The following is a 22,904-nucleotide window of genomic DNA, read 5'->3' as shown; positions in this document are numbered from 1 at the left end:
GCGTCGTTCTCGCACCTCCACGCGGGGAGAGGGTGAGCCCGCCGGGCGCGGTTTCGCCGAACTGGTCTGACAGTCAGACCAGTTCGTCCGGAGCGCGACCGGAGGCCCGACCCTCGCGCGGACCTTGAAGAGAGGGAGCGCTCCGCATGGGGCGCTCCTTCGCATTTCCAGGGTTCACCGCTCAGTGAGCCCCACTCTCCGCCCGCGCTCCCTCCACCTCCACCCGCTGGCCCTCGCGCACGGCCTGCTCGGAGACGAGGGCGGACCCACCGCCACCCGGGCATTGGACCCGATAGGGACCCCGGGCCAGCACGTCGGCCTCGCGGGTGTCTCGGGTGGTCGGGTAGGCCACGCGCAGCAGGAAGGCGCCGTCCGGGCCCGCGGTGGTGCGCGGCTCGTACCGGAGCGTCTGGCCTCGGGCCGTCTCCAGCTCCAGCAGGGCCGTCACGGGCGCGTGCGGGTCGCAGCGGCCGCGCAGCTCGGCTCCCGTCACCACTTCGAACACCCGGGCATAGGGCCGCTCGGGGTGCTTCCGGCGTGACTCGGCCGAGTCGTGCACGAGCCGGAAGCGGGTGCTCGCGGCACGCTCTCCGGTGGCCTGGCCCGCGTGCTCGTAGAGCCAGGGCGTGAGGGTGCCCGTGAGTGGCTGATGGGGACGGCCGATCAGGTCCCCCACCGGCGTGAGCAGCAGGTAGCGCGCGGACAACTCCCGGAGGAGGGCATGGGCCTCTTCCTCCGACGTGGCTCCGAGCACGGCCGTGGCCTGGGCATTGGCGCGCTGGTGCACGGGGACTTGCGAGAACGGCGTGGCCACCGCGGGGCGCTCGGCCCAGAGGACCAGCAGGTGCCCCATGTCGTACTGGGCGACGACGCCCCAGGCGGGCCTGGCGTGGCTGTCCCAGGGGGGAGAGGGCGCCGGGGTGTGCTCGCGCATCCAGTCCAGCGTGGAGCGGACGGGAGCGATGGGGCTCGCCTCGGGGAGGCGCGGGTGGGGAAGGGCCTCGGAGAGCAGGGGCAGCCCCATGAGGACGAGGAGGGCCGCCGAGGTTCGCCGGGGGAGCGGGCGCATGTCCCGTAGGGTGCCCGCCAGGCCCGCGGTGACGAGCAGGGCCGCACTGCCCGAGAGGGCCTGGGTGAAGCGGGCCTGGAGGAGGGCGGCGGCACTGAGCGAGAGCCCACCGAGGACGAGCGGCGCCAGGGCGACCTCCCGCTCCTTCCAGAGGCGCATGCTCGCGACGGCGAGTCCCACCGGGAGCAGGAGGAGGAGCGGGCCGAGCAGATCTCGCGCGAACTCCGGATCCTTCCAGAGCGGGATGGACTCCATGACCATGGCGAGGAGTGGATCGCCAAGCATCAGGTGGTGGATCGCGCGGGACAACTCCGGGACGAGCGGCAGGGCACAGGGGAGGGCGAGGCCGAGCTGGAGGAGCCCTCCGCGGCGGCGCTCGAGGAGCGTGGCGAGCCCCGAGGCCCCGGAGAGCAGGGCGAGGGCGAAGAGGGGCTGGAAGGAGGTGAGCCCATGGTAGGCGAGGGACAAGGGCTCGCCGAACAACACCACGCCCGAGGCCAGCACCGCCGCGGCGCCCAGGCCCATGGCGAGCCCCACTCGACCGACGCCAGGGCCCTCGGTCCGGCGGTCCAACAGGGCGGCCAGGGGCAGGGCGGCGGCGAGGCCCGGCAGCAGGACGAAGCCACTGGTGGTGAGGAGTGGCGCGAGTCCCAGCACCGCGCCCGTGGCCCCTCCGAGCCGGGGGTCGCGCGTGCGGAGGGCTTGCCCCAGCAACAGCGCGCAGAGGGCGGCGAGGGTGGGCTCGTGGACGTGGTGGTCCGCGTTGCCGAGCGCTCCGGCCATCACACCCGCGGGCACGAGCGCCAGCAGGGCGAGCATGGCGAGCGCCACGGTGCCTCCCAGCCAACGCCGCACGAGGAGGGCGAGCAGTCCCAGCTCGAGCAGGGCGAGCACGGGGTCCACCCATGCGGCGGCGCGCTCGGGGTCGGCCGGGCCGAGCGCGAGGAAGAGGGCCACCGTCCAGGTGTGCAGGGGCGGCCAGATGATGGACGCGCCGGTGGGGTGGTTGATGTACGGGTCGAAGGACTCGAAGCGGGGGAAGGCGAGCCGCTGGAGGTGGGCGAAGCGGACGTAATAGTGGGAGTCGGTGGCGACGAGATCCACCTGGTCCCCGACGAAGACGTTGCGCCAGTCCGCGAGGCGGGCGGAGAGGGCGAGTGCGAGCAGCACGGCCCAGGCCAGCCAGAAGACAGGGGTGCGCCAGCGGGAGTTGCGGGGGGCGGGGGTCAACGCCCGGTGAGTCTACCAGTGCCGCCCCGGGGGTGCATGGCGGCTGTTGGCGCCGGAGCCACAGCGCCACGTCCCCGCGTGTTGCCCGCCAGTCCACTCCCCGGAGCGCTCCGTGTGCCTTCTCCCTCTGTGGCGACCCGGGTGGGCCCGGCGGCACGAGGGTTGCTGTGTTGGACCTCCGGCCGCTTATCCGGGGAGTCGCACCTTCGCCGTGTGTCCCTGGAGTCCCCGATGAGCTGCTGGTTTCGCAACCTCGTTGCCGCGGTGCCTCAAAGGACGAACATGGCCAGACATTCCCGTCGTGCGAATTCGTGGTCCCTTCCGCCGCTGTTTCTCGCGGGGGCCTTGCTCGGAGCCAGCGGTTGCTCTGAGCCCCAGGCCGACATCCCGGAGTCCCAGGCCCAGATCCAGTCCGCGGAGGAACAGCCCGGCACCGTCGAGGACCTGGGCAAGCTTCCCTATGTCGAGCCGGAGGCCGCCACCGACGTCTTCCTGCAGAAGCTGAAGGAGCCGACTGCGCTCGGTGAGAACTTCGCGCTGCACGTGAAGCTGCCCGAGCCGGCCAACCCGGAGCTCAAGGACAGTCTGGTGCGGGTGATCGGCGAGCCGGAGCGCCCGCTGATGCTGTTCAGCTCGGACGCGCTCGCGGAGCTCGGCGAGATTCCCAAGAGCCCGGGTTCCGGGTTCTACACCCTGCTCACCCAGCACGACTCCACCGAGCTGGAGCGCCGCGTCTCCAACGAGCAGCTGCTCTCCTCCGGCAAGATGGGTGAGGTCACCGAGCAGAGTGTCCTCTTCCAGGGGCGCACGCCCGTGGGCATCTCCAAGGGAATCTCCCTGGATCTGCAGGCCATCGACACGGGCATCCCCGTGCCGATCAGGATCTGTCCGTCCATTCCGGCCTCCACCCTGCAGAAGTGGGGCGAGTCGGTGTTCATCACCTCGCCGGCGGTCGTCAAGAATCCCGCGCGCACCTGGGATCCGTGCACCGGCGCGGGTACCCAGGGAGGCGTGTGGACCTTCGCCCACCTCATGCGTCAGCTCTCGCTGGGCTCGGGCATGAGCGCCGAGGCCTTCGCGCTCGACTGGCTGAAGCTCTGGGTCAACAACCAGACCGTCAACGGAGATGTCGTGGCCGCGCGCACCGCCATGTTCGCCCAGGTCATCCAGCCCTGGGCCACGGCCAGCGGTGTGACCGCGACCATGACCTACAACAACTCCACGGGGCGCAACGACGTCACCCTCAGTGGCCCGCTCAACCTCAACATCGCGCCCTTCCGCCTGTTGGCGATCGTCAACCGCCTGGATCTCGGCGGCACCACGCGTGGCCCGAGCACGTACGGTGGCTCCACCGGCAGCGTGCCCTCGGACGCTGGCGAGCTGCGCTTCATCTTCGGCGTGGTCCAGCCCAATCCCTGGGGTGCTGGCTCCGAGGCGACGTGCGGTGCCAAGCCCTTCACCGTCATTTTCGAGTACGGCGTGCCCATCACCGGCTGCTCCAACGTGGCCGCGTGGGCGCGTGAGTGGACGAAGCTCAACACCTATGGCGGCTTCACTTCCAGCTACCTGACGCAGCTCCAGACGCTGACCCAGAACGTCGTCCTGTATGGCAAGGCTCCGACGAAGGGCAACCGCAGCGCCCTCAATCAGATCCGCACCAACGAGAACGCGCTCAACTGGCGCTGGTGGGAGTTCCGCGAGTTCCGCCTGAGCATCGAGAACCCGAGCCTCGGGACCGACACGCCCGCCAATGGTCCGCTGCGGATGCACACGGTGGCGCAGACCGCGAACGATACGTCCTTCGGCAGCGGCAACGCCGTCACCGACCAGTACACGATGGACAAGGTGCTCCTGGGCACTCCGGCCGGTACCTCGAACCCCAACAACTGCAACTCGAGCTACACCGTTCCCTACTCGTACGCGGGCGTCTCCTTCCGTGGTGGCAATTCGCTCATGGCCCCCAACTACTGGAGGGTCAACCTCAACAACCCCTCCAACCCCCGGGAGATCTGCTCGCGCCACCAGTTCTCGCTCAACAGCTGCCAGGGTTGCCACAAGGGCGACACCGGCACGGCCTTCACCCACATCAACCCGCAGGCGGGTATTCCCGCTCCGCTGTCGGGCTTCCTGACGGGCGGTGGCCCCGGCTCCACGTTCAACGTCGTGGATCCCCAGCTGGGCTCGCCGACCTGGCGGTACGCCGACCTCGAGAAGCGCTTCAAGCGGCTGTATGACATCGCCTACTGCGTCCAGTGCACCCGGGCGCCCATCTTCGACGTGTCCCTCCCCGACAGGATGGTGGAGATCACGGGGCGCCTGCCCATCGACCCGGTCAGCCCCGTCAAGACGCAGTTCGAGATCGGGCCGGTTCATGACATCAGTCAGGTGAAGAAGCTCCTGGAGGTGCGGTCCTCGCTCGTGAAGGGCTTCGAGGACCAGACGGTGGACTTCATCCAACTCGTGGACAGCACGGGTCACTGAGCAGGGGGCTCGCCCGGGGCGGGCGCCTTCCGTACGAGGGCGCCCGCCCTGGTGTGTGTTTCGACGCTGGATTACTTCCAGGTGTCGTTGAGCGTCGCGGTGCCGGTGGCGGGAGTCGTGGCGGAGCGGTTGGTGCCGCTCTCCCAGGTGACGTTCCCGCTGCCGTCCTTCTTGATGTACTTGTACTCGAAGGCCGTGGAGCCGGGCAGGCTCAGCGTCACGCTCCACGTGGGGTAGTTGGCCGGCGAGAGCTGGATGGCGGAGGCGGTGTTCCAGGCTCCGAGCGCGGCGATGCTGCCCACGACGTAGATGTTCTGGCCGGCCACGGTGCTGGCCGTCTCGTTGAAGGTGATGGTGGCGCCGGAGGTGGAGGTGGTGACGCTCAGGGCCGAGCTCTGCGCCGAGACGTTGCCCGCGGTGTCACGAGCCCGCACCGTGTAGCTGTAGGTGGCGCCCGTGCTCAGGCCGCTGTCGGTGTAGCTGGCCGAGGGGGGAGAGCCCACCAGGGAGCCATTGCGGTACACGTCATACCCGGCGATGCCGCTGGCGTCCGTGGAGGCCGTCCACGCGAGCGACACGGAGGTGGCCGTCTTGGAGGACACCGCGAGGCCCGAGGGGACGCTCGGCGCTGTGGTGTCGGCGGAAGGAGGGCCCGCAGTGAGGGTGCCGGCGTTGAACGTCTGCGTGCCCGCGGGGATGAAGTAGTTGAGCCCGCCATTGTTGTCCCAGGTGCCACTGCCGTTGTTGAAGACGCACTCGAGCTGCGTGGCCGAGCCCAGGTTGACGGTGTACTTCGCGTAGCCCGCCACCTCGGAGTCGGGCATGGCGACGCCCGGCGAGGTCGTCCACGTGCCGCCGGCCGGGCGGTAGTGGATGTAGGGCGTGGTGAAGCCCTTCTTGTAATAGACGGTGGTGGTGCTGCCCGCGGTGGTGGTGACGCTCAGGGCGGTGCTCGCCGCCGAGGTGTTGCCCGCGGCGTCGCGCGCCTTCACGGTGTAGCTGTACGCGGTGTTCGCCGCGAGCCCGCTGTCCGTATAGGTGGTGCTGGTGGGCGTGCCCACCTGCGTGCCATTGCGGAAGACGAGGTAGCCCGTCACGCCGACGTTGTCCGTCGAAGCCGTCCACGAGAGCGATACGGACGAGGCCGTCTTCGAGGGCGAGGTGAGGCCCGCGGGGACGCTGGGCGCGGTGGTGTCGGCGGGCGGCGGGCTCCCGGCGGTGATGGTGCCAGCGTTGAAGGTGGAGGTGCCCGTGGGGAAGAAGTAGTTGTTGCCGTTGTTGCTGTCCCAGGTGCCGCTGCCGTTGTTGAAGACGCACTCGAGCTGCGTGGCCGAGCCCAGGTTGACGGTGTACTTCGCGTAGCCCGCCACCTCCGAGTCGGGCATGAGGTAGCCGGGCGGAGTCGTCCACGTGCCGCCCGCGGGACGGAAGTGGATGTAGGGCGTCGCGAAGCCCTTCTTGTAATAGACGGTGACGGTGTTGCCCGCGCCGGTGGTGATGCTCAGGGCGGTGCTGGACGCCGAGGTGTTGCCCGCCGCGTCCCGGGCCCTCACGGCGTAGCTGTACGTGGTGCTCGGAGACAGGCCGGTGTCCGTGTGGCTCGCGCCCGTGACGGAGGCCACCAGCGAGCCATTGCGGTACACGTCATAGGCGGCGACGCCGTAGTTGTCGGTGGAGGCCGTCCAGACCAGCGCCACCGAGGAGCTCGTCGTCCCCGAGGCCGTCAGGCCGGTGGGGGTGGAGGGGGCCGTGGTGTCCGGCGCCAGGGTGGTGACGGACAGCGCGGCACTGGCCGACGAGAGGTTGCCCGCCGCGTCGCGCGCTTTCACCGTATAGCTGTAGGTGGTGCTCGCGGTCAGCCCGCTGTCCGTGTAGCTCGCCCCGGTGCTGGTGCCGACCTGCGTGCCATTGCGGAAGATGTCGTAGCCCGTCACCGCCACGTTGTCCGAGGCCGCGCTCCACGAGAGCTTCACCGAGCGATCCGTCTTCGTGGCCGCCGCGAGTCCCGTGGGAGTCGAGGGCGGGGTGGTGTCCACCACCAGGAACGGATACGTGCCCTGCACGGTGCCATTGATGTCCTCGACGTACTTGCCGCCGACCAGGTTGTACCGGCCCGCGCCGACGTAGACGGATTGAATCTCGCTCCGGGTGACGTTGCCGCGGCTGTCCGTGGCCTCGATGTAGTAGTCGAGCAGCTGGTCGCGGTAGTTGCCGAGGTAGACGTAATAGAGGTCACCAATCTCCTGCGCGGGCACCTTCGCCATGACGGGCAGGTAGGCGGGCTGCCACGCGACACCATTGATGACGGGCTTCAGGTCACGCCGGGTGAGCGGGTAGTCCACCCAGGCGCCCACGCGCGCGGTGTCGATGTTGGGCACGCCGGCCGCCTTCAGAGCGGCGGGATCGTAGACCTTGTGCGTGTTGTCCAGCGGGTCGATGCTCTTGCTGGCGTGGACGCGGACGCGGGCCTTGATGCTGGTGATGCCGCTCGCGTCATACGCATAGGTGTAGATGCCGAAGGTGTTGCTGAAGTGGTGGAGCGTCCAGCCCTCGGACTTGTCGGTGTTGGCGCTGCCGGGGTTGTAGGGCCAGCGCTGCGGCCACCAGACGGACGGGCCGGTGCGGTCCTGGGCGATGCGGTCCTGCACGTAGGGCTTGGAGAAGTAGAGCGACTGGTTGAAGGCGAGCGTCGGCTTGACGTTGTCATCCTGGTTCTCGTCGTAGTAGCCGAAGCCCGAGTCCATGGCCGGCAGCAGGAAGTACCAGGCCAGCTCCGCCGGGTTGGCGCCGCCCGACCAGTCGTTGCTCGCGTCACCCTTGACGGGGAAGGACATCATCCACGGGTTGAGCTGGTTGCCCGCGTGGGTCACCTGTCCGTCCAGCGTGGTGGTGGGCTTCCAGTGGTTGGGGTGGGCGTCGAGCCAGATCTGCTCGGCCGTCTTCGCGTAGTTGAGCGAGGCCTGGAGCAGGGCGAAGTTGCGCTCGAGGTAATGCCAGCCGTGCTCGAAGGAGACCGTCATGCCCTCCTGCACGCCGCTGAGGTTCGTCTTGGGCGCCAGGTTGAGGCCGGTGGCGGAGTTGAAGGCGGGGAACTGTCCCTTCCAGATGCCGAAGGGCAGCTTCCAGTGGTGCCACTGTGGATCCGACGAGGAGTCGCGCGTGTCCACCCACGAGCCGTCCTGCACGTGCACCACGTCCGTGGAGACGGGCGTGTGGGCCAGGAGGTACTCGGTGATGCCCATGCACTGCACGCCCGCGGTGCAGGTGACGCTGCGGCCGTTGTACCAGGTGTTGGCGGAGCCCGCGCGTCCGCCCGAGTTGTCACCGTCGTGCGCGATGACGAAGAACTGCTTCTGGGAGACGAGCCCCTCGAAGCTCCTGAGGTTGACGACGTCGACGGTGGCCTCGCCCTCCCAGCCCTCGAGCCAGGAGCCGTTCTGGTTGACGGGGATGCCCACGACGCGCGACTCGGCGCCCGTGGCCGGGTCCACGTAGCGCACCCAGTGCGGCGTGGAGGCGAACGGATACTTGTTGCGGATGGTCTGCTGCTCGTGCGCCATCTGCGCGCTCACCCAGCTGCCCACGGTGCTGGTGTTCTGCAGGTCCGCGCGGTTGGGCGGTGACACCAGCGTGTCCGAGCCCGGATCATTCAGGAAGGGGTAGTCCTTGAGCGTGCGCGAGAAGTGGTTGTCACCGATGACGGACCACTGGATGCCCAGCTTCGCCAGCGTGGGGATGAGGCGCTCGGAGAAGCCCAGCTCCGTGGGGAAGAAGCCCTTGGAGGACTGGAAGTTGCTCCCCAGGAAGTAGGGCTGCGCGAGCGTGGCGCTCTGGTAGATGAGATCCTTGAGGAAGTAGTCCGGACCCACCAGCGGCCCCATGGAGTGGTGGCCGGTGAAGTGGATGAGATCCAACGTCCGGTTGCCTCCCGGCGTGCGCAGGGTGTTGTAGCGGTCCCTCCACGGCGCGCCCCAGTTGGTGTTGCTGTAGCCGGGGACGTTCTGCAAGGCATTGAGGTCGTTGACGTTGTTCACCACCGCCCCGGACATGGTGACGTGGATCTGTCCGGTGGAGGCGTTGGTGTTCATGTCCGCCGCGACGTCGGGCGGCCAGTACAGGTACGCGCCCGTCTTCGCGTCGTGCGAGTAATAGGTGACCAGGTCGTCGTGCGGCATCGGCGCGCCCGACGGCAGGTAATACGTGTAGTTCGACGGCGGGTTCTTCTTCAGGTTGATGACCTGCGCGTCGTACATGTAGCGGATGGCGCCACCCACTGGCGTCGACGCGTATTTGCTGACGTCGTAGTACGGCCAGAAGTTGGGCATGTGGTTGTGATAGACGTGCGACGCGGCGATCTGTGCTTGCGCGGGTCCGGCCAGCAGCAGCGCCGCTACCGCGGGCAGCATCAACGGCTTCAATCGTTGCATGGGGCTCCTTGGGGGGATGCGCTGGCTGAATTAGTGCCCCTGATGGGGAATGTCACTTTTCCTGGATTTTCCGTTTATGGCGCGATGCGTCGTGCGAACGAGGAGGGACGGATGAGATGGATTTGTGTGGTGGCACTGCTCTCGGTGGTGGCGTGCTCGGAGAAGAAGGAGGACGGCGCGAGGGACAAGGCCGCGGCGGCCCTGGCGAGCAAGGACGAGAAGTGCCCGGGCGGGACGGTGAAGGGGTGCTTCGACGCCGCGCTCGAGGCGGATCGCAAGGGGGATTCGGCTCGCGCGGCGGAGATGCACACGCGGGCATGCGACGCGGGTGTGGCCCAGGCGTGCAACTTCCTGGGCTCCATGGTGTGGCAGGGGCGCGGTGGACTGAGCGCGGATCCGGCTCGGGCCTATACGCTCTACATGCGCGCGTGTGATGGGGGAGATGCGGCGGGGTGCTTCAGCGCGGCCATCTGCCACCGGACGGGCTCGTGCGCCGAGAAGAACGATGAAGAGGCCACGAAGCTTCTCAAGCGCGCCTGCCAGGGGGGCGATGCCCGGGCGTGCGCTAACGGCGGACGTTGACGCCTGCCCTCACCCTGGCCCTCTCCCGGAGGGAGAGGGGACATCCACGGTGTGGAATCAAGTCAGACCCTCTCCCCCTGGGAGAGGGACGGGGTGAGGGTATGGGGTGGACTCGGGTTCCCTACGGGCCCCCGTGCTCCACGGGTTGAAGAACGGGGACTTCTACCCTCACCCTAGCCCTCTCCCAGAGGGAGAGGGGACATACACGGTGTGTCCTGGGACTTCGCGGACACTCCCCTACGGCGTGGGCGTTGCCGTCTGGGTCGGCGCGGATTGCTCCGCCTGCGCGGCGGCGGCCTTGGCCGCCTCGGCCTCTTCCCTGGCCTTGAGGAGCGCTTCCCGCTCACGCCGGTTCTTCGCCTCCTCCTCGGACAGCTTCTTGAGGGTGGCCAGGCCCTTCTCGAAGTCCTTCCCGACCATCCCGTCCATGTCCATGAACAGGGAGAAGGCCTTGCCCATGAAGTTGTTGTTCCCCTCCATGGCCCAGGTCACCTGGACGCCCTCGGGCACGGGCTTGTACGTGAACGTCGTGATGTTGGAGGCCGGCCAGGGCTCGAGGAACTCGAGCTGGATGCGGATGCTGTCGTAGGGCTGGGCCTCCAGGTTGCTCATCTTCCCCTTGCCGACCTGATCATTGCCGCTCCAGGCGTAGGTGGCGCCGGGACCCGCGTAGGGTCCATCGAAGGTCACCTGCATCTTCGGGTCGAGCGCATCCCACGGCGACCAGAAGCGCCACTTGTGGAAGTCGTTCACCGCGCCAAAGGGAATCTCGGCGGGGGCGGCCATGGTGATCGACCGCTCGACGCGGAAGGTGGACGGCCGCGACGCGATCAGGGCGCCGAGTCCCACGATGAGGACCACGAGCGCGAGGACGACCTTCTTCAGCATTTCTTCTCCTTCTGGGGGGGTGGAACGGAAGGGTGGGGCGGCTCAGCACTCGATGATGTTGACCGCGAGACCGCCGCGCGCGGTCTCCTTGTACTTGGTCATCATGTCCGCGCCCGTCTGGCGCATCGTCGCGATGACCTTGTCGAGCGACACCTTGTGCTTGCCATCGCCCTGGAGCGCGAGCCGCGCGGCGTTGATGGCCTTGATGGAGCCCATGGCGTTGCGCTCGATGCACGGCACCTGCACGAGCCCACCGATGGGGTCGCACGTGAGCCCCAGGTTGTGCTCCATGCCGATCTCCGCCGCGTTCTCCACCTGCTCCGGCGTGCCGCCCATGACCTCGGCGAGCGCCGCCGCCGCCATCGAACAGGCGACACCCACCTCGCCCTGGCAGCCCACCTCGGCGCCGGAGATGGAGGCGTTGAGCTTGTAGAGCATGCCGATGGCGCCCGCGGTGAGCAGGAACCGGATGGCGCCCTCGTCGTCCGCGTTGGGCACGAAGCGCCGGTAGTAGTGGAGCACCGCGGGCACGATGCCGGCCGCGCCGTTGGTGGGCGCCGTCACCACGCGCCCGCCGGCCGCGTTCTCCTCGTTGACCGCCAGCGCGTAGAGGTTCACCCAGTCCATCGCCACCAGCGGATCCGACGCGCCCCGCGTGTCTCCCCGGAGCTTGCGGTAGATGCCCGCCGCGCGCCGCTTCACCTTGAGGCCGCCCGGGAGGATGCCCTCGCGCTCGCAGCCGCGCTTCACGCACGCCTGCATGACCTCCCAGATGCGCAGCAGGCCCGCCCGCACGGTGGCCTCCGGCCGCAGCGCCTTCTCGTTCTCCAGCATCAGCGTGCTGATGCTCAACCCGTGCTGCTGGCAGAGCGTCAGCAGCTCCGCGCCCGTCTTGAACGGGTAGGGGATGCGCTGGTCGCCTCCGCCCACCGCCTGGGTCGGGGTGCCGTCGTCGTTCACCACGAAGCCGCCGCCCACCGAGTAGTAGGCGCGGCTGAAGGGCTCGCCCTTCCCCGCCAGGACGGCGGTGAAGCGCATGCCGTTGGGGTGGTGCGGCAGGCTCTGCCGCTTGTGGAAGACGATGTCCTCGGAGGGCCGGAACTTCACGGTGTGCTGGCCGAGCAGCTTCAGCTTCGCCGTCTCGCTCACCCCGGAGATGCGGGCGGGCACGGCGTCGCAATCCACCTCCTCGGGGCGCTCGCCCTCCAGCCCGAGGATGACCGCGACGTCACTGCCGTGCCCCTTGCCGGTGTGCCCCAGTGAGCCGAAGAGCTCCACCTTCACGGACTGCACGGAGGTGAGCCCTCCCGTGCCCGCGAGGGCCTCCACGAACTGCCGCGCCGCGCGCATCGGTCCCACGGTATGCGAGCTCGAAGGCCCGATACCAATGGTGAACATGTCCAGGACACTCAGTGACACGAACCGCCTCCCGCCCAAGGGCTGGCGAACCTATACCCCAAGCGGATGCGGAGTGCTGGGGAGGCCCCCTGGTGCGAGGGGCTTCCTTGCGGTCAGGGCGCGGGTGTCCTGTCAGAAGCTCGACGGTGGCGTTCGAGTTATGAGCTCAAACGAGCTCGGGGCTCAGTGACCCGAGGCCGCCGAGGCGGCGAACTCGTCCGACATGATCGGCCCGAAGTGCGGCAGCTTCCAACGGTCGCCGCCGGTTGGCTGTTTGCCCTCCACGCGGGCGAACCGGCCAATGGCAATGCCGATGAGGGACAGCATCCCCAGGGCAACGGCGCCCCGGGCTGCTTCGCGCAGCACTCGGGGCCAGAGCGCGCGAGTTCCCCAGAGGCCCACGGGGAGGACGTACACCGGAACGGCGGCGAGGCCCGCGAGAACGAGCCAGCGGCGCTTGTCGGAAGCATCGGAAATGGCGGTGAGATCCATGGCTGCCCTGAAGGGTGAGGGCGCCTGGGGCTGGCGGAAAGTGCCCCTGGAGTCCGGTTGGATGGATGCCCGAAGAACGAACGGGCAACCTCAGGGGCCGTTACCGCCGCCGCGCCACTTCTCGCGGCGCTGGTCCTGGAGGCGCGCGCGTGCGAGCGCGTCGTCGACCTGGCGGGGGAGCTCCGAGAGGCGGGTGCGGTGCATCTGGATGCTCAGCTCGTACAGGCCCCGCTCCTGTTCGCTGAGCTGGGCGCCGTGCTCCTGGAGCACCAGGCTCGCGAACGCGATGTAGTCCTCCGATACCTGGCGGCGGTGGTCGTAGTACTGGTGGATCTCCTCCTCGGTGGCCTCGTTCGACTGCACCTTGCCGAGGAGCGCGTTCCAGCGCTGTTTTTCCTCGGCGCGCTTGCGCAGGACCTCCGGGTCCTTCGTCGGAGCGCCGAGCTCCCAATAGAGATTGCCGGGCAGCCGCTCGCGCAGCTTCTCCACGTCCACCGGATGCTGGTTGGGAGGAGCGTCGGAGGGCGGCGCCTCGGAGACCAGGCCCGAGGTGTCGCCCGCATCGTTCACGGTGGCGACGCCTGACGGCGCACCGGAGGGCCCTGGGGGCGGGAGCGCCGGAGACGGCGAGCTCCGTCCGGGCGTCGCGACCTTCTCCTCGAGGCCAGACGTGTCCTCCGGGGCGTTCCCACCGCGCAGCTGCGTGACGAGCAGCACGGCCACCAGCGCGACCGCGATTGACGCGGCGAGCCAGGGCAGAGCCTTCCACCGGGTATTCGCGCCCATGCCGGACGACATACCCGTACCCCTCCGGCTCCGCAACCCGTGAGCTTGGAATTCCGCGTTGCGCCAGGAGATGCTGCTATTTCACGGATGGTGTTATAATCTCGTATCCCACCCAAAACTACCCCTGGGAGGCAGTGAAATGAAAAGCTACGTATTGATGGGTCTTCTGGCCGCGACGGCGGCACCGGGCGCGGCTCGCGCCGAGGTGCTGGTCTCCGGCATCGTCGATGTGCTCGTGGACGGCGGCAACAACTACACCTGGGAGAAGGTGACGTTGCCGGGAACGAAGTGTGGCAATGGCTCGCAGTACAAGTTCTTCGTCCATCGGAGCGGGACGGGCTCGAAGAACCTGCTGTTCTTCTTCGAGGGTGGCGGTGCGTGCTGGGACTACGACACCTGTAGCGGGCGCGCGGGCGTCCTGGGTGCCTCCAATCCCAATGGCCTCACCGACGACTACATGACGCAGTTCACGGCGAAGTACGTGTCGCCGATCGTGAACGGCGCCGATCCGGGACTTCCCTTCCGCAGCCGCAAGGACATCGCGACGAAGGACTGGAACATCGTCTACATGCCGTACTGCACGGGCGACGTGCACGTGGGCAACAACACCGTCACCTATACGGACACGACGGGGCAGCAGCCGCCGCTCACCTGGTACCACTCCGGCTATACCAATTCGATCGCGGCCATCAACTACGCCAAGCAGCAGTTCCCCAGCGTGGAGAAGCTGCTGGTCACCGGCTTCAGCGCTGGCGGTACCGCCACCTCGGCCGGGTACTACTTCGTGCGCCGCGGCATCAACCCGGCGCGCGGCTATTTCCTGAACGACTCGGGCCCCATCTACCTGGCGCCCAACGTCAATGATCGCTCGCGCCCGCTGCACGACAAGATCCGCCAGTCGTGGTCGCTCGACTCGGTGTTCAGCCAGCTGCCCGCCTCGTTCGACCGCAACAACATGGGCACCATCAACCGCATGCTGGCGATGGAGTTCCCCAACGACCAGCTGGCCTACACGGCCTACTCGCGCGACTACAACTACTCGCGCTTCTCCTACGAGCGCTTCTACACGCCCAATGACAAGGAGACGGTCCTCAGCTACTGGAAGCAGGATCAGGACAAGCTGGTCGCCGAGCTGAACCTCTACAACAACTACAGCTACTTCATCCCGCACGAGCGGGCGATCAACGCCAGCCACTGCAGCACCATCATCACCTTCGTTGGCGCGCACGCCTGCCAGAAGATGGAGAAGAAGTACTGGTACGAGTACGCCTCGGAGCCGTGGCAGAGCTACAAGTGCCGCAGCGAGTTCGTGCCGATGGACGTCTTCCTGCAGCGCTTCATCAACGAGAACCAGCGCATCCGCATCTACGAGCCGGCCAACGGCTACAACGCCGAGGATCCCGGCATGGGCATCCTCGCGCCGCTCATCAATGGCGCGCTCGAGGGCTGAGGTCGGCTGACGCTGGCCCGGCACGTGGCGGAGGGCGCCCTGCCCCCGGGGACGAGGTCTGCCGCCTTTCCGGCGGCTGGCCGCTCGGGTGCAACGGGTTGCCCTCCGCGCGTGTCGTCCCCAAGGGTAAGGGGGCGAGGTGGGCCATGAAGGTCATCGTCTTCGGTGCGACAGGTGGAACGGGCCGGGCCACGGTGCGCGAGCTCCTGGAGGGCGGCCACGAGGTGACGGCGTTCTCGCGGCATGCCGACCAGCTCGGTCTCTCGTCAGCGCGGTTGCACCTCGTCTCGGGAGACGCGCTGCGCCCCGAGGACGTGGAGCGCGCGGTGTCCGGGCAGAACGCGGTGGTGGTGGCACTCGGGGTGAACGACAACCCGCTGAAGGTGCGGTTGCTCCACCGCTCGCGCACGCCCACTCATGTCTGTTCCGGCGGCACCCGCAACATCATCCAGGCGATGCACCATCAAGGGGTGCGCAAGCTCGTCGTGGTGTCTGCCTACGGAGTGGGGGAGACACGCGACAAGCTGCCCTGGTTCTTCAAGCTGTTCTACCGGCTGCTGCTCAAGGAGCAGATCGTCGACAAGGAGCGCCAGGAGCAGCTCGTGCGCAACAGCGACCTGGATTGGATCATCGTCCAGCCGGTGGGGCTCACCAACGAGCTGCCTCGGGATGACGTGCTGGCTTCTCCCACGGGCCAGGTGCGGCACCGCACTGTTTCCCGCCGCGACGTGGGCCGCTTCCTGGCGTCGCTGGTCCCGGGGAACGACTTCCTCCACCGGTCGGTCGCGCTGTCGGGCTGAGGCCTACCGCCCGTAGCCGCCGCTCCGCACGTCGACGAGCTTGCCGTTCTCGAACACCGCCACCTGGATCAGCCGGTTGGAGCCGAAGTTGTACGTCCACTCCTCGATGGTCTTCTGGACGACCCGCTCGGTGGTGGTGGAGTCGTTCTTCTCGCCCTGCCGCTGTTTCACGGCGTCTGACTCGGTGCGACTCTCCTTCGCCGACGGCTCCCCGCACTTCAAGAGGACGTCGGTCTTGGAGGCACCGTCCGCGACGAGGTTGCTGCCGCAGCGCAGCGTGGCCGCGTCACCGCGGGCGGGCAGGAGGAGGAACGAGAGGGTCAGGGTCGCTAGCAGGACTCGCATCGGACATGCTCCGTGGAAGGTCGGGCGGTGGATGAACCCGGCGCATGACGTCGGGTCCACGAGGAAAATTCACTACCCCCCGGCACCCTCACCTGTGCGACGGTGTGCCGCCATGACGACACGACCGTTTCGCATCCTGGGACTCCAGCAGGTGGCCATCGGCGGGCCCGACAAGGCGCCCCTGCGCAAGCTCTGGGTGGACGTGCTGGGCCTCGAGCCCCACGGCACCTATCGCAGCGAGCGCGAGAACGTCGACGAGGACATCATCGTGGCCGGTGTCGGGCCGTTCCGCGTGGAGGTGGACCTGATGCAGCCGGTGGACCCGAACGGGAAGCCGCGCGTGCACGACCCCGCGCTCAACCACCTGGGCCTCTGGGTGGATGACCTGCGCGCCGCGGTGGGCTGGCTCGAGGGGCAGGGCGTGCGCTTCGCTCCCGGCGGCATCCGCAAGGGCGCCGCCGGCTTCGACGTGACGTTCATCCACCCCAAGGGCAACGATCAGTTCCCCATCGGGGGAGAGGGCGTGCTCATCGAACTGGTGCAGGCCCCTCCCGAGGTCATCTCCGCCTTCGACACGCTCGCGAAGGCGTCGGCCGCTCACAAGCCGTAGGCCTCCAGCAGCCGGAGCCACACCTCGCTCACCGAGGGGAACGCCGGCACCGCGTGCCAGAGGGTGTCGAGCGGCACCTCGCCCGCTACCGCGATGGTGGCCGAGTGCAGCAACTCCCCCACCTCGGGGCCCACGAAGGTGGCTCCGAGGAGGACGCGCCGCTTCTCGTCCACCACCAGCTTCACCGCGCCCTCGTAGCCGTCGCCCAGCAGCGACGTGCCCGCCACCGAGTCCAGGCCCACCTGCACCGCGCGCACGGGCAGGCCTCGCTCGCGGGCCTCGTCCTCGGTGAGCCCCACCGCGGCCACCTGCGGGTGCGTGAAGATGATCTGCGGCGTGGCCCGCTGGTCCGCCCAGGCCTCCACCTGCTTGCCCAGGATGTGGTCCCCCAGCAGCCGGGCCTGGTACTTGCCCATGTGCGTGAGGAGGTTGCGCCCGTTCACGTCTCCGCACGCGTACAGCCAGCCGCCCTCCACCCCCCTGGCGCGCAGCTGCTCGTCCACCTCCACCGGCTTGCCCGGTGTCAGCCCCACCGTCTCCAGCCCCACGTCCCGCGTGGCCACCTCCCGGCCCAGCGCCACCAGCAGCTCGTCCGCGCGCAGTGTTTCCCCCGTGTCGAGTGTCACCGTCACCTCGCCCTTGCCACCCGCGCGGTGGACGCGCGTGGCCTGGGCCTTCGTGCGCACCGTCACGCCGCTCTCGCGCAGGGACTTCTCCACCAGCTCGCGGGCGAAGGGCTCCAGGCGATTCAGGAGGGTGGGGCCTCTCTGCACCAGCGTCACCTCCTCGGCGCCCAGCCCGCGCCACGCCTGTGCCAGCTCCGCCGCCACCACGCCGCCTCCCAGCACCACCAGCCGCCGTGGAACGGATTTCGCTCCGGTGCCCTCGCGGTTCGTCCACGGGTGGGCCTCGCGCAGCCCGGGGATGTCCGGTATCCGTGCCCGGCTGCCCGTGGCCAGCACCACCGCCCGGCGTGCCGTCAGCTCGCGCGTGCTCCCGTCTCGCAGCGTCACCGCCACCTTGCGCGGACCCGCGAGCCGGCCGTGACCTCGCACCACCTCCAGCTTCGCGCCTCGCGCCCATTTCTCCTGCGAGCTGTCGTCGTAGCCGTGGACCATCTCGTCCCGGCGCGCGAGCACCTTCGCCGCATCGAGCGGCCCCTTCACCGACTCGCGGACGCCGGGCGAGTGCCGCGCCATCCAGTGCACCTCCGGAGGCCGCAGCAGCGCCTTGCTGGGAATGCAGGCCCAGAAGGAGCACTCGCCGCCGAGCCGCTCCGTCTCCACCAGGGCCGTCGAGAGTCCTCCCGCGGCGGTCCGCCCCGCGGCGTTCTCCCCGGCCGGGCCTCCGCCGATGACCACTACGTCGAATGCATCCGCCATGTGCCCTCTCCGTGCTTCGGTTGCCCGAAAGCCAAGGAGTAGGGTCGAACGAGCGGCGGCACCATGCGCCGCGCGACGGAGTGTTCATCCACCCAACGGCACTTCGCCCTTTGGGGAAAAGGCCACAGTCATGCCCAATGAGTATCGAAGTCCTGGGACGAGGGATGGCGGCGGTACGCAGCTCGAGGTGCAGAGGACGCGCTCGTGGGGTCGACCACGGTGGGGGCCTGGCACTCTGGCGGTCCTCGTTCTCGTCCTGCAAGCCGCGTGCGCCACGGGCTACCCCATGGACGGCCGAATCACGGGGAGCAGTTTCCGCCACCGGCGACTGACGCACCTGGAGAGCGCGGAAGCAACGGAGCGCGGGGCGAAGACCGGTGCGGCAGCCAGTGCGATGGCCGACGCATCCGGAGAGGAGCCGGCTTCTTCTGGCACCGACGTGCAGGTGGTCGGTGGCGCGCTGGACAGGCGAGGGAGTGCCGCTGCGGAGGACAGGGAGGGGACAGGCCTTGGATGGCCGGATGGGGTGGGAGATGGTCGGCCCTACGAGATCCCCATCACCCTCGACTACTTCCAGGGCTTCCTCGTACAGGCCGGGGTTCCTACCACCGCGGTGCCCAGGGACGGGCGCACGCTGTCTCCGCAACAGGCGCTGGAGCTGGTGCCCCATCTGCTGTCCACGCCGGTGACGTTGGGGAACTTCGGCTTGAGGCGCATGGCGGCGCACCTGCTGCTGGGGGTGGCCATGGGTGGAGCGCCGGTGTCACGCGACGAGCTGCACGCACGGATGCGCCGCTTCTCCCAACTGTTGGTGCTACGCCCGGACGGCTACCTGGTGGAGGCTACCTCGGGGCTTGCTGTGCAGAAGGCCGGGCCCGTGGTGCTGGCCGAGGACGGAACGCTGCGAGCCGGCCGATTCGAGGTGGGCCCGTTCTATGCGATCGCCGGTGGGCGCCTCTTCCCGGTGGATGAAACGCTCGAGGTGCCGCACGGAGCTCGTCCAGCGGGCCTCTACGAGCCGGACGACAACGCAGGGCTCGCGGTGGCCGAGGGCGCCGTGCTGGCGGTAGTCGATATGGTCGAAGGCCTCTATCGACTCGTTTTCTACACCGGCGAGACGCTCGAGGGGCTGGCGCAACTCCCAGGCGCGGTGCGCCAGCTCTATGAGAACTCGCCGCGGCTCTGGGAAGAATTCCGCCACAAGCCCCACGCGGAGAAGGTGCGCACCGTCGCGCGACTCGTCACGGGGGCCGTGCTGATGGTGGGCACCTCGGGGGCGGGTGCCGCGAAGGCGGCATCCTGGGGCGGGAAGCTGGGGAGCATTCCCGTCCCACTGCTGTCGCTCTCGGGGGACGGCCTCTTGGCGGTGCGCCTGGTGGCCGTACCCGTGGGTGGTGCCGTCGCCATCGCGGGGAACGCGCTGAGCGCTACCTATGTGCTGCACATGGCCCATACGGGGGCTCAGGGCGCGGGGAACGGTGGAGGGTGGCCACCGGTGGGCGGTCCCGGGCAGTGGGGGGAGGACACCTCTCGCATGTCCGAGCAGGCTCGTTCCTATCAGGCTCAGGTGACAGGTGCGCCCAAGGGCTGGTGCTACAGGGTCTGCCGTGGTGCGGACTGCGTGGAGTACGACGGGTATGACCCAAAGTCCGGCACGTTGCTCGAAGCCAAGGCTCGCGGATACGACAAGTGGTTCGACAAGGACCTCAAGGCCCGGTTCATGTACGAGGGTGCGGATGACATGGTGAAACAGGCCAGACGGCAGCTGAGGCTGGCCGGAGGACTCCGTGTTCGATGGCATGTCGCGGAGCACCGGATGGTTGCCATCCTCAAGAAGCTGTTCAAGGAGAACAACATCGAGGGCATTGAGGTCGTACACACGCTGCCGCTGCCCGGAGCTTGAGCACCCATGAGAGAGACCTACTACGCGGGCGCCTACTGGGGGCGTCGTCAGGAATCGGCCGAGGAGTGCGCTCAGCGGGCGGAGACCTTCTTCCGTCTGCTGGCGGGATGTCACCCGACCTATGCTCGTTGGTACGAGAAGACGAAGTCGACGAAGAAGGGACTCCAGCTCGGGTTCGATCCCACGCGCGACACCTTCGTGCGCTTCTTCGGAAAGAAGAAGTATCAGAATGGCACGGACGGCTTCTACTTCGGTGCATGGACAGGGCACGAGGAAGAGGACCAGGGAGGAGCCGTCACGCTCTTCTGCGGGGCGCATGGTGAAGGTTCTTCGAACCACGTGCTGCTCTATTTCCCCGTGGAGGAGCCGGGCAGTGAGAAAGTGCTCACGACTCCAGTACTCGCCGGGGTGATGCGGGCCATGGCGCTCGCGTGGGAACCGGACTGGGGTGTCATCGTCTCCGGGGACTTCCGGGACGGCCTTTCAGAACAAGGCTCCGCCGGGACCTTCGTGGGGTGGGTGACGTACTTCTCGCGCCAACGGGGTGAGGTGCCAGCGTTGGCGGAGCCCGTGCGTGTGGAGCCGGTGGAGGAGAAGGGGACGCTCGTCATTCTGACTCCCGAGCGCCTCAGCGGAAGGATCCCCGAGCACCTCGCCCTCGGTCGGCGCGTACAGCAGTCGATCGAGACGCGAGGCTTGCTCAGGAGGATTGCGGGCTGAGGGGTTACCGGGTCTTCTTCCGGCTACCACGCTCGGCCCCGACGGCTTCGTTGAATCCCGAGACGACCATTCCGAGCGTCTGCGCCAGCATCACCGCCGTCTCGACGGGAACGCGGGTGCCCTTGAGTCGATTGCGCGCCGGGTCGATGAACGCGCCCACCGTGTCCGAGAAGTTCGTCCGGGTGAGCGTGCACCCCCGGAAGTTGCTGCCCGTGAGATCCGTTCCGGTGAAGTCCGAATCCGTCAGGTCCAGGTCGAAGAAGTTCGCCTCCTGGGCGGTGCAGCGCAGGAAGGGGGTCTTCCTCAAGCTCAGGCCGACGAACGAGGTGTAGCGCAGGACGCACCCCTCGAACGCCAGCTCGGGGTTGGCCGACACGCTCGTCCAGTCGATCCCCATCAGCTTCGAGCCCTCGAAGCGCACGCCCCGCAGTGCCGTCTGCGAGAACTGCGCACGGGTGAGATCGCACCCGTTGAAGACGCACGCCTCGAGCACGCTCCGCTTCCAGTTGCTCTCCTGGAACTGGCACCGCTCGAAGGTGCATTTGTAGAACTCCTTCTGGCCGAGGTCGCATCCCTGGAGATCCAGATCGGCGAACGTCTCGTTCTCGAAGGAGTCCTCTTTCGTGAGTCGTTGCTCGGCCGTCAGCGTCCTGTCGGGTTGTGTGGACATGGTGGTGTTCGGACTCAGTGTGCGGGAGGTCGGTGGCTTCCCGTGGTGAAACGGCGCAGGTCCGCGCGGAGGGCCTCGTTGAAACGGAACGGCTCCGGACAGCCCTTCGACTCGCAGACGGTCAGGTAGTCGTTGAAGAATGCGAGCGCGCCTCGCGAGGAATAGCCGCGCAGCCGCTCGGGGCCCAGTGCTTCCTCCAACGTCCGGGCCATCTGCGCGCCCACCCGGACGAAGAGCCAGTCCTCGCGCGGCTCGTGGGCGGAGCGGATGCGCTCGAGCGTGGCGTTCGGGGACTTCGCGATGGCGGTCGCATCCAGCAGCTTCGTCACCTGCTCGAAGGCCTCCGGCAGCCCGCCCGTTCCGGGCAGTGTCCCCGGCCCTCGCGAGGCCCAGTGGTGGTACGCGAGCCCGTAGCCGTAGATGCGGCCCAGGCCCTCGTTCACCACCGCGTCCACCGACGTCTGGAGTCGCGCGCTCAGCCGGGGGCCTCCGTCCTCGAGCAGCAATTCGATGATGCCGAGAGCGACGCGCCGCAGCGACGCGGCCTGGCCCTCCACGTTGCTCGCCAGCGCGATCGCCACGTCCTCCCCGGGCAGCAGCAGGAGCAGCGTCGACGTCTCCGGCTGTGCCCCCGAGTGGGCCACCACGTAATGGCCATGGAGCGGGTACGTGGCGAAGCCCATGCCGTAATCAGTGAGGTGCCCGTCCCGGGTGCTCATGGGCGTCTGCATCCGCCCCGTGCTCTCGCGCGACACCAGCCGGTAGTCGAGCAGGGCCCCACCGAAGGCGAGCAGATCCTCGATCGACGCGCGCGTGCCTCCGCCGGCGAAACGGCCGGACACGTCGATGACCTTGGAGGGCACCCGCTGTCCGTCCCGGAGCCGGTAGCCCGCCGCGTGGTGCTCGTCGCGCGTGCGGCGATCATCCAACCGTGCGTGCTCCATGCCGGCGGGTCCGAAGACGTGCTCCCGCAGGTACTCGCCATAGGACTGGCCCGACACGCCCTCGATGGCCGCGCCGAGCAGGTTGTACGCCCAGGTGCTGTAGATGAAGCGCGTGCCGGGCTCGGCCTCCAGGTCGTAGCCCGACACGAGCGCGACCGCGCCCTCGGTGTCGAGCGGCCCGGTGTCATGGCTCGGGCCGAAGCGGCCGTAGTTCGTCACGCCTCCCAGGTGTCCGAGCAGTTGCCGCACCGTCACCGGCCAGCGCTTCTCCGGCCACGCGGGCACCAGCGTGTGGATGTCCGCGTCCAGGTCGATGAGCCCCCGCTCCACCAGCTGCATCACGGCCACGGCGGTGAAGGACTTGGTGATGGAGGCCATCCGCCAGGTGGTGCGGGTCGTCGCCGGCAGGCCTCGGGCCGCGTCGCGCAGTCCGTAGGCGCCCACCCAGCGCTGGGGGCCCCGCAGCACACCCACCGCGAGCCCCACGTGCGGCTCCCGGGCCAGCTCCGCGCGGATCAGCGCGTCGAGGGCCCGTTGATCCTCCTCGGAGAAGGGCCGCTCCACCTCGGGCGCGGAGTGCCGGGGTGGCTCGCACACCGGCATCCCCGGCGGCGCCGCCCAGACCGTGAGGCCCCACAGGAGGACGGGGAGACACCAGCCCTTCACCACGTGTCCCTCCGGGGCTCGGACCCGGCGTGTGTCTCGTCGGCTCTGTCGTGGCGATTCA

17 protein-coding genes are annotated in these 22,904 nt (G+C 68.5%); 7 read left to right on the top strand and 10 right to left on the bottom strand.

Features of this window, described 5'->3' with window-relative positions; translation table 11 throughout:
• Window positions 1–181: 181 nt before the first annotated feature.
• On the bottom strand, window positions 182–2,299 hold the full coding sequence (locus JRI60_RS34405; protein WP_204220156.1) for a glycosyltransferase family 39 protein: 2,118 nt from the start codon (window positions 2,297–2,299) through the stop codon (window positions 182–184).
• A 345-nt stretch (window positions 2,300–2,644) separates the two neighbouring features.
• Here JRI60_RS34405 and JRI60_RS34400 point away from each other — a divergent pair, with 345 nt between their 5' ends.
• Entirely contained in the window at window positions 2,645–4,780 is a 2,136-nt protein-coding gene (locus tag JRI60_RS34400; protein ID WP_239469872.1) for a hypothetical protein, read from the top strand.
• 71 nt (window positions 4,781–4,851) lie between these two features.
• Here the strand turns inward: JRI60_RS34400 and JRI60_RS34395 are convergent, their stop codons facing one another.
• Entirely contained in the window at window positions 4,852–9,207 is a 4,356-nt protein-coding gene (locus JRI60_RS34395; RefSeq protein WP_204220154.1) for a carbohydrate binding domain-containing protein, read from the bottom strand.
• A gap of 111 nt (window positions 9,208–9,318) precedes the next feature.
• Here JRI60_RS34395 and JRI60_RS34390 point away from each other — a divergent pair, with 111 nt between their 5' ends.
• Entirely contained in the window at window positions 9,319–9,789 is a 471-nt protein-coding gene (locus tag JRI60_RS34390; RefSeq protein ID WP_204220153.1) for a tetratricopeptide repeat protein, read from the top strand.
• A 237-nt stretch (window positions 9,790–10,026) separates the two neighbouring features.
• Here the strand turns inward: JRI60_RS34390 and JRI60_RS34385 are convergent, their stop codons facing one another.
• The 4 genes from JRI60_RS34385 to JRI60_RS34370 all read right to left on the bottom strand — a co-directional run bounded on the left by JRI60_RS34385 (window position 10,027) and on the right by JRI60_RS34370 (window position 13,365).
• Entirely contained in the window at window positions 10,027–10,677 is a 651-nt protein-coding gene (locus tag JRI60_RS34385) for an SRPBCC family protein (RefSeq protein ID WP_204220152.1), read from the bottom strand.
• 42 nt (window positions 10,678–10,719) lie between these two features.
• Window positions 10,720–12,096 carry an L-serine ammonia-lyase gene (locus JRI60_RS34380; protein ID WP_275439038.1) on the bottom strand — a complete coding sequence of 459 codons (1,377 nt, stop codon included), beginning with the start codon at window positions 12,094–12,096 and terminating at the stop codon, window positions 10,720–10,722.
• 162 nt (window positions 12,097–12,258) lie between these two features.
• Window positions 12,259–12,567, bottom strand: a complete 309-nt coding sequence (locus JRI60_RS34375; protein ID WP_204220151.1) for a hypothetical protein — start codon at window positions 12,565–12,567, stop codon at window positions 12,259–12,261.
• Between the two features lie 90 nt (window positions 12,568–12,657).
• On the bottom strand, window positions 12,658–13,365 hold the full coding sequence (locus JRI60_RS34370; protein WP_239469870.1) for a hypothetical protein: 708 nt from the start codon (window positions 13,363–13,365) through the stop codon (window positions 12,658–12,660).
• Between the two features lie 127 nt (window positions 13,366–13,492).
• On the opposite strand from JRI60_RS34370, the gene JRI60_RS34365 reads away from it, so the two are divergent.
• Together JRI60_RS34365 and JRI60_RS34360 are read left to right on the top strand one after the other, a co-directional pair.
• Entirely contained in the window at window positions 13,493–14,803 is a 1,311-nt protein-coding gene (locus tag JRI60_RS34365; protein ID WP_204220150.1) for a pectin acetylesterase-family hydrolase, read from the top strand.
• Window positions 14,804–14,949: 146 nt separating this feature from the next.
• Complete coding sequence (locus tag JRI60_RS34360) at window positions 14,950–15,603, top strand: NAD(P)-dependent oxidoreductase (RefSeq protein WP_204220149.1); 654 nt, start codon at window positions 14,950–14,952, stop codon at window positions 15,601–15,603.
• Between the two features lie 3 nt (window positions 15,604–15,606).
• On the opposite strand, the gene JRI60_RS34355 is transcribed toward JRI60_RS34360, so the two are convergent.
• The gene (locus tag JRI60_RS34355; protein WP_204220148.1) at window positions 15,607–15,948 is read right to left on the bottom strand and encodes a DUF2845 domain-containing protein; all 342 of its coding nucleotides are present in this window, start codon (window positions 15,946–15,948) and stop codon (window positions 15,607–15,609) included.
• A 112-nt stretch (window positions 15,949–16,060) separates the two neighbouring features.
• Here JRI60_RS34355 and JRI60_RS34350 point away from each other — a divergent pair, with 112 nt between their 5' ends.
• Window positions 16,061–16,558, top strand: coding sequence for a VOC family protein (locus JRI60_RS34350; protein WP_204220147.1), 498 nt, complete (start codon window positions 16,061–16,063; stop codon window positions 16,556–16,558).
• Here JRI60_RS34350 and JRI60_RS34345 read toward each other — a convergent pair.
• Complete coding sequence (locus JRI60_RS34345) at window positions 16,546–17,940, bottom strand: dihydrolipoyl dehydrogenase family protein (protein WP_204220146.1); 1,395 nt, start codon at window positions 17,938–17,940, stop codon at window positions 16,546–16,548. The two genes, JRI60_RS34350 and JRI60_RS34345, sit on opposite strands and share 13 nt — an antisense overlap.
• 286 nt (window positions 17,941–18,226) lie before the next feature.
• Between JRI60_RS34345 and JRI60_RS34340 the strand changes: the two genes are divergently transcribed.
• Window positions 18,227–19,843 carry a Tox-REase-5 domain-containing protein gene (locus tag JRI60_RS34340; protein WP_204220145.1) on the top strand — a complete coding sequence of 539 codons (1,617 nt, stop codon included), beginning with the start codon at window positions 18,227–18,229 and terminating at the stop codon, window positions 19,841–19,843.
• Window positions 19,844–19,849: 6 nt separating this feature from the next.
• Window positions 19,850–20,563, top strand: a complete 714-nt coding sequence (locus tag JRI60_RS34335) for an immunity 52 family protein (protein ID WP_204220144.1) — start codon at window positions 19,850–19,852, stop codon at window positions 20,561–20,563.
• Window positions 20,564–20,567: 4 nt separating this feature from the next.
• Here the strand turns inward: JRI60_RS34335 and JRI60_RS34330 are convergent, their stop codons facing one another.
• Complete coding sequence (locus JRI60_RS34330) at window positions 20,568–21,233, bottom strand: pentapeptide repeat-containing protein (RefSeq protein ID WP_204220143.1); 666 nt, start codon at window positions 21,231–21,233, stop codon at window positions 20,568–20,570.
• 14 nt (window positions 21,234–21,247) lie between these two features.
• Window positions 21,248–22,846 (bottom strand): serine hydrolase domain-containing protein, encoded by a 1,599-nt coding sequence (locus JRI60_RS34325; RefSeq protein ID WP_239469869.1) that lies wholly within the window; start codon window positions 22,844–22,846, stop codon window positions 21,248–21,250.
• Window positions 22,847–22,904 lie beyond the last annotated feature (58 nt).

The sequence above is a fragment of the Archangium violaceum genome (assembly GCF_016887565.1).
GTDB lineage: Bacteria > Myxococcota > Myxococcia > Myxococcales > Myxococcaceae > Archangium > Archangium violaceum_B.
The sequence above is the reverse complement of the archived record's forward strand: the minus strand, read 5'-3'. Positions and strand labels throughout refer to the sequence as shown.

Coding starts and splice junctions, on each gene's coding strand:
- JRI60_RS34395 (WP_204220154.1), bottom strand. CDS start 9,207: ATGCAACGATTGAAGCCGTTGATGCTGCCCGCGGTAGCGGCGCTGCTG.
- JRI60_RS34390 (WP_204220153.1), top strand. CDS start 9,319: ATGAGATGGATTTGTGTGGTGGCACTGCTCTCGGTGGTGGCGTGCTCG.
- JRI60_RS34385 (WP_204220152.1), bottom strand. CDS start 10,677: ATGCTGAAGAAGGTCGTCCTCGCGCTCGTGGTCCTCATCGTGGGACTC.
- JRI60_RS34375 (WP_204220151.1), bottom strand. CDS start 12,567: ATGGATCTCACCGCCATTTCCGATGCTTCCGACAAGCGCCGCTGGCTC.
- JRI60_RS34370 (WP_239469870.1), bottom strand. CDS start 13,365: ATGTCGTCCGGCATGGGCGCGAATACCCGGTGGAAGGCTCTGCCCTGG.
- JRI60_RS34365 (WP_204220150.1), top strand. CDS start 13,493: ATGAAAAGCTACGTATTGATGGGTCTTCTGGCCGCGACGGCGGCACCG.
- JRI60_RS34360 (WP_204220149.1), top strand. CDS start 14,950: ATGAAGGTCATCGTCTTCGGTGCGACAGGTGGAACGGGCCGGGCCACG.
- JRI60_RS34355 (WP_204220148.1), bottom strand. CDS start 15,948: ATGCGAGTCCTGCTAGCGACCCTGACCCTCTCGTTCCTCCTCCTGCCC.
- JRI60_RS34350 (WP_204220147.1), top strand. CDS start 16,061: ATGACGACACGACCGTTTCGCATCCTGGGACTCCAGCAGGTGGCCATC.
- JRI60_RS34345 (WP_204220146.1), bottom strand. CDS start 17,940: ATGGCGGATGCATTCGACGTAGTGGTCATCGGCGGAGGCCCGGCCGGG.
- JRI60_RS34340 (WP_204220145.1), top strand. CDS start 18,227: ATGGACGGCCGAATCACGGGGAGCAGTTTCCGCCACCGGCGACTGACG.
- JRI60_RS34335 (WP_204220144.1), top strand. CDS start 19,850: ATGAGAGAGACCTACTACGCGGGCGCCTACTGGGGGCGTCGTCAGGAA.
- JRI60_RS34330 (WP_204220143.1), bottom strand. CDS start 21,233: ATGTCCACACAACCCGACAGGACGCTGACGGCCGAGCAACGACTCACG.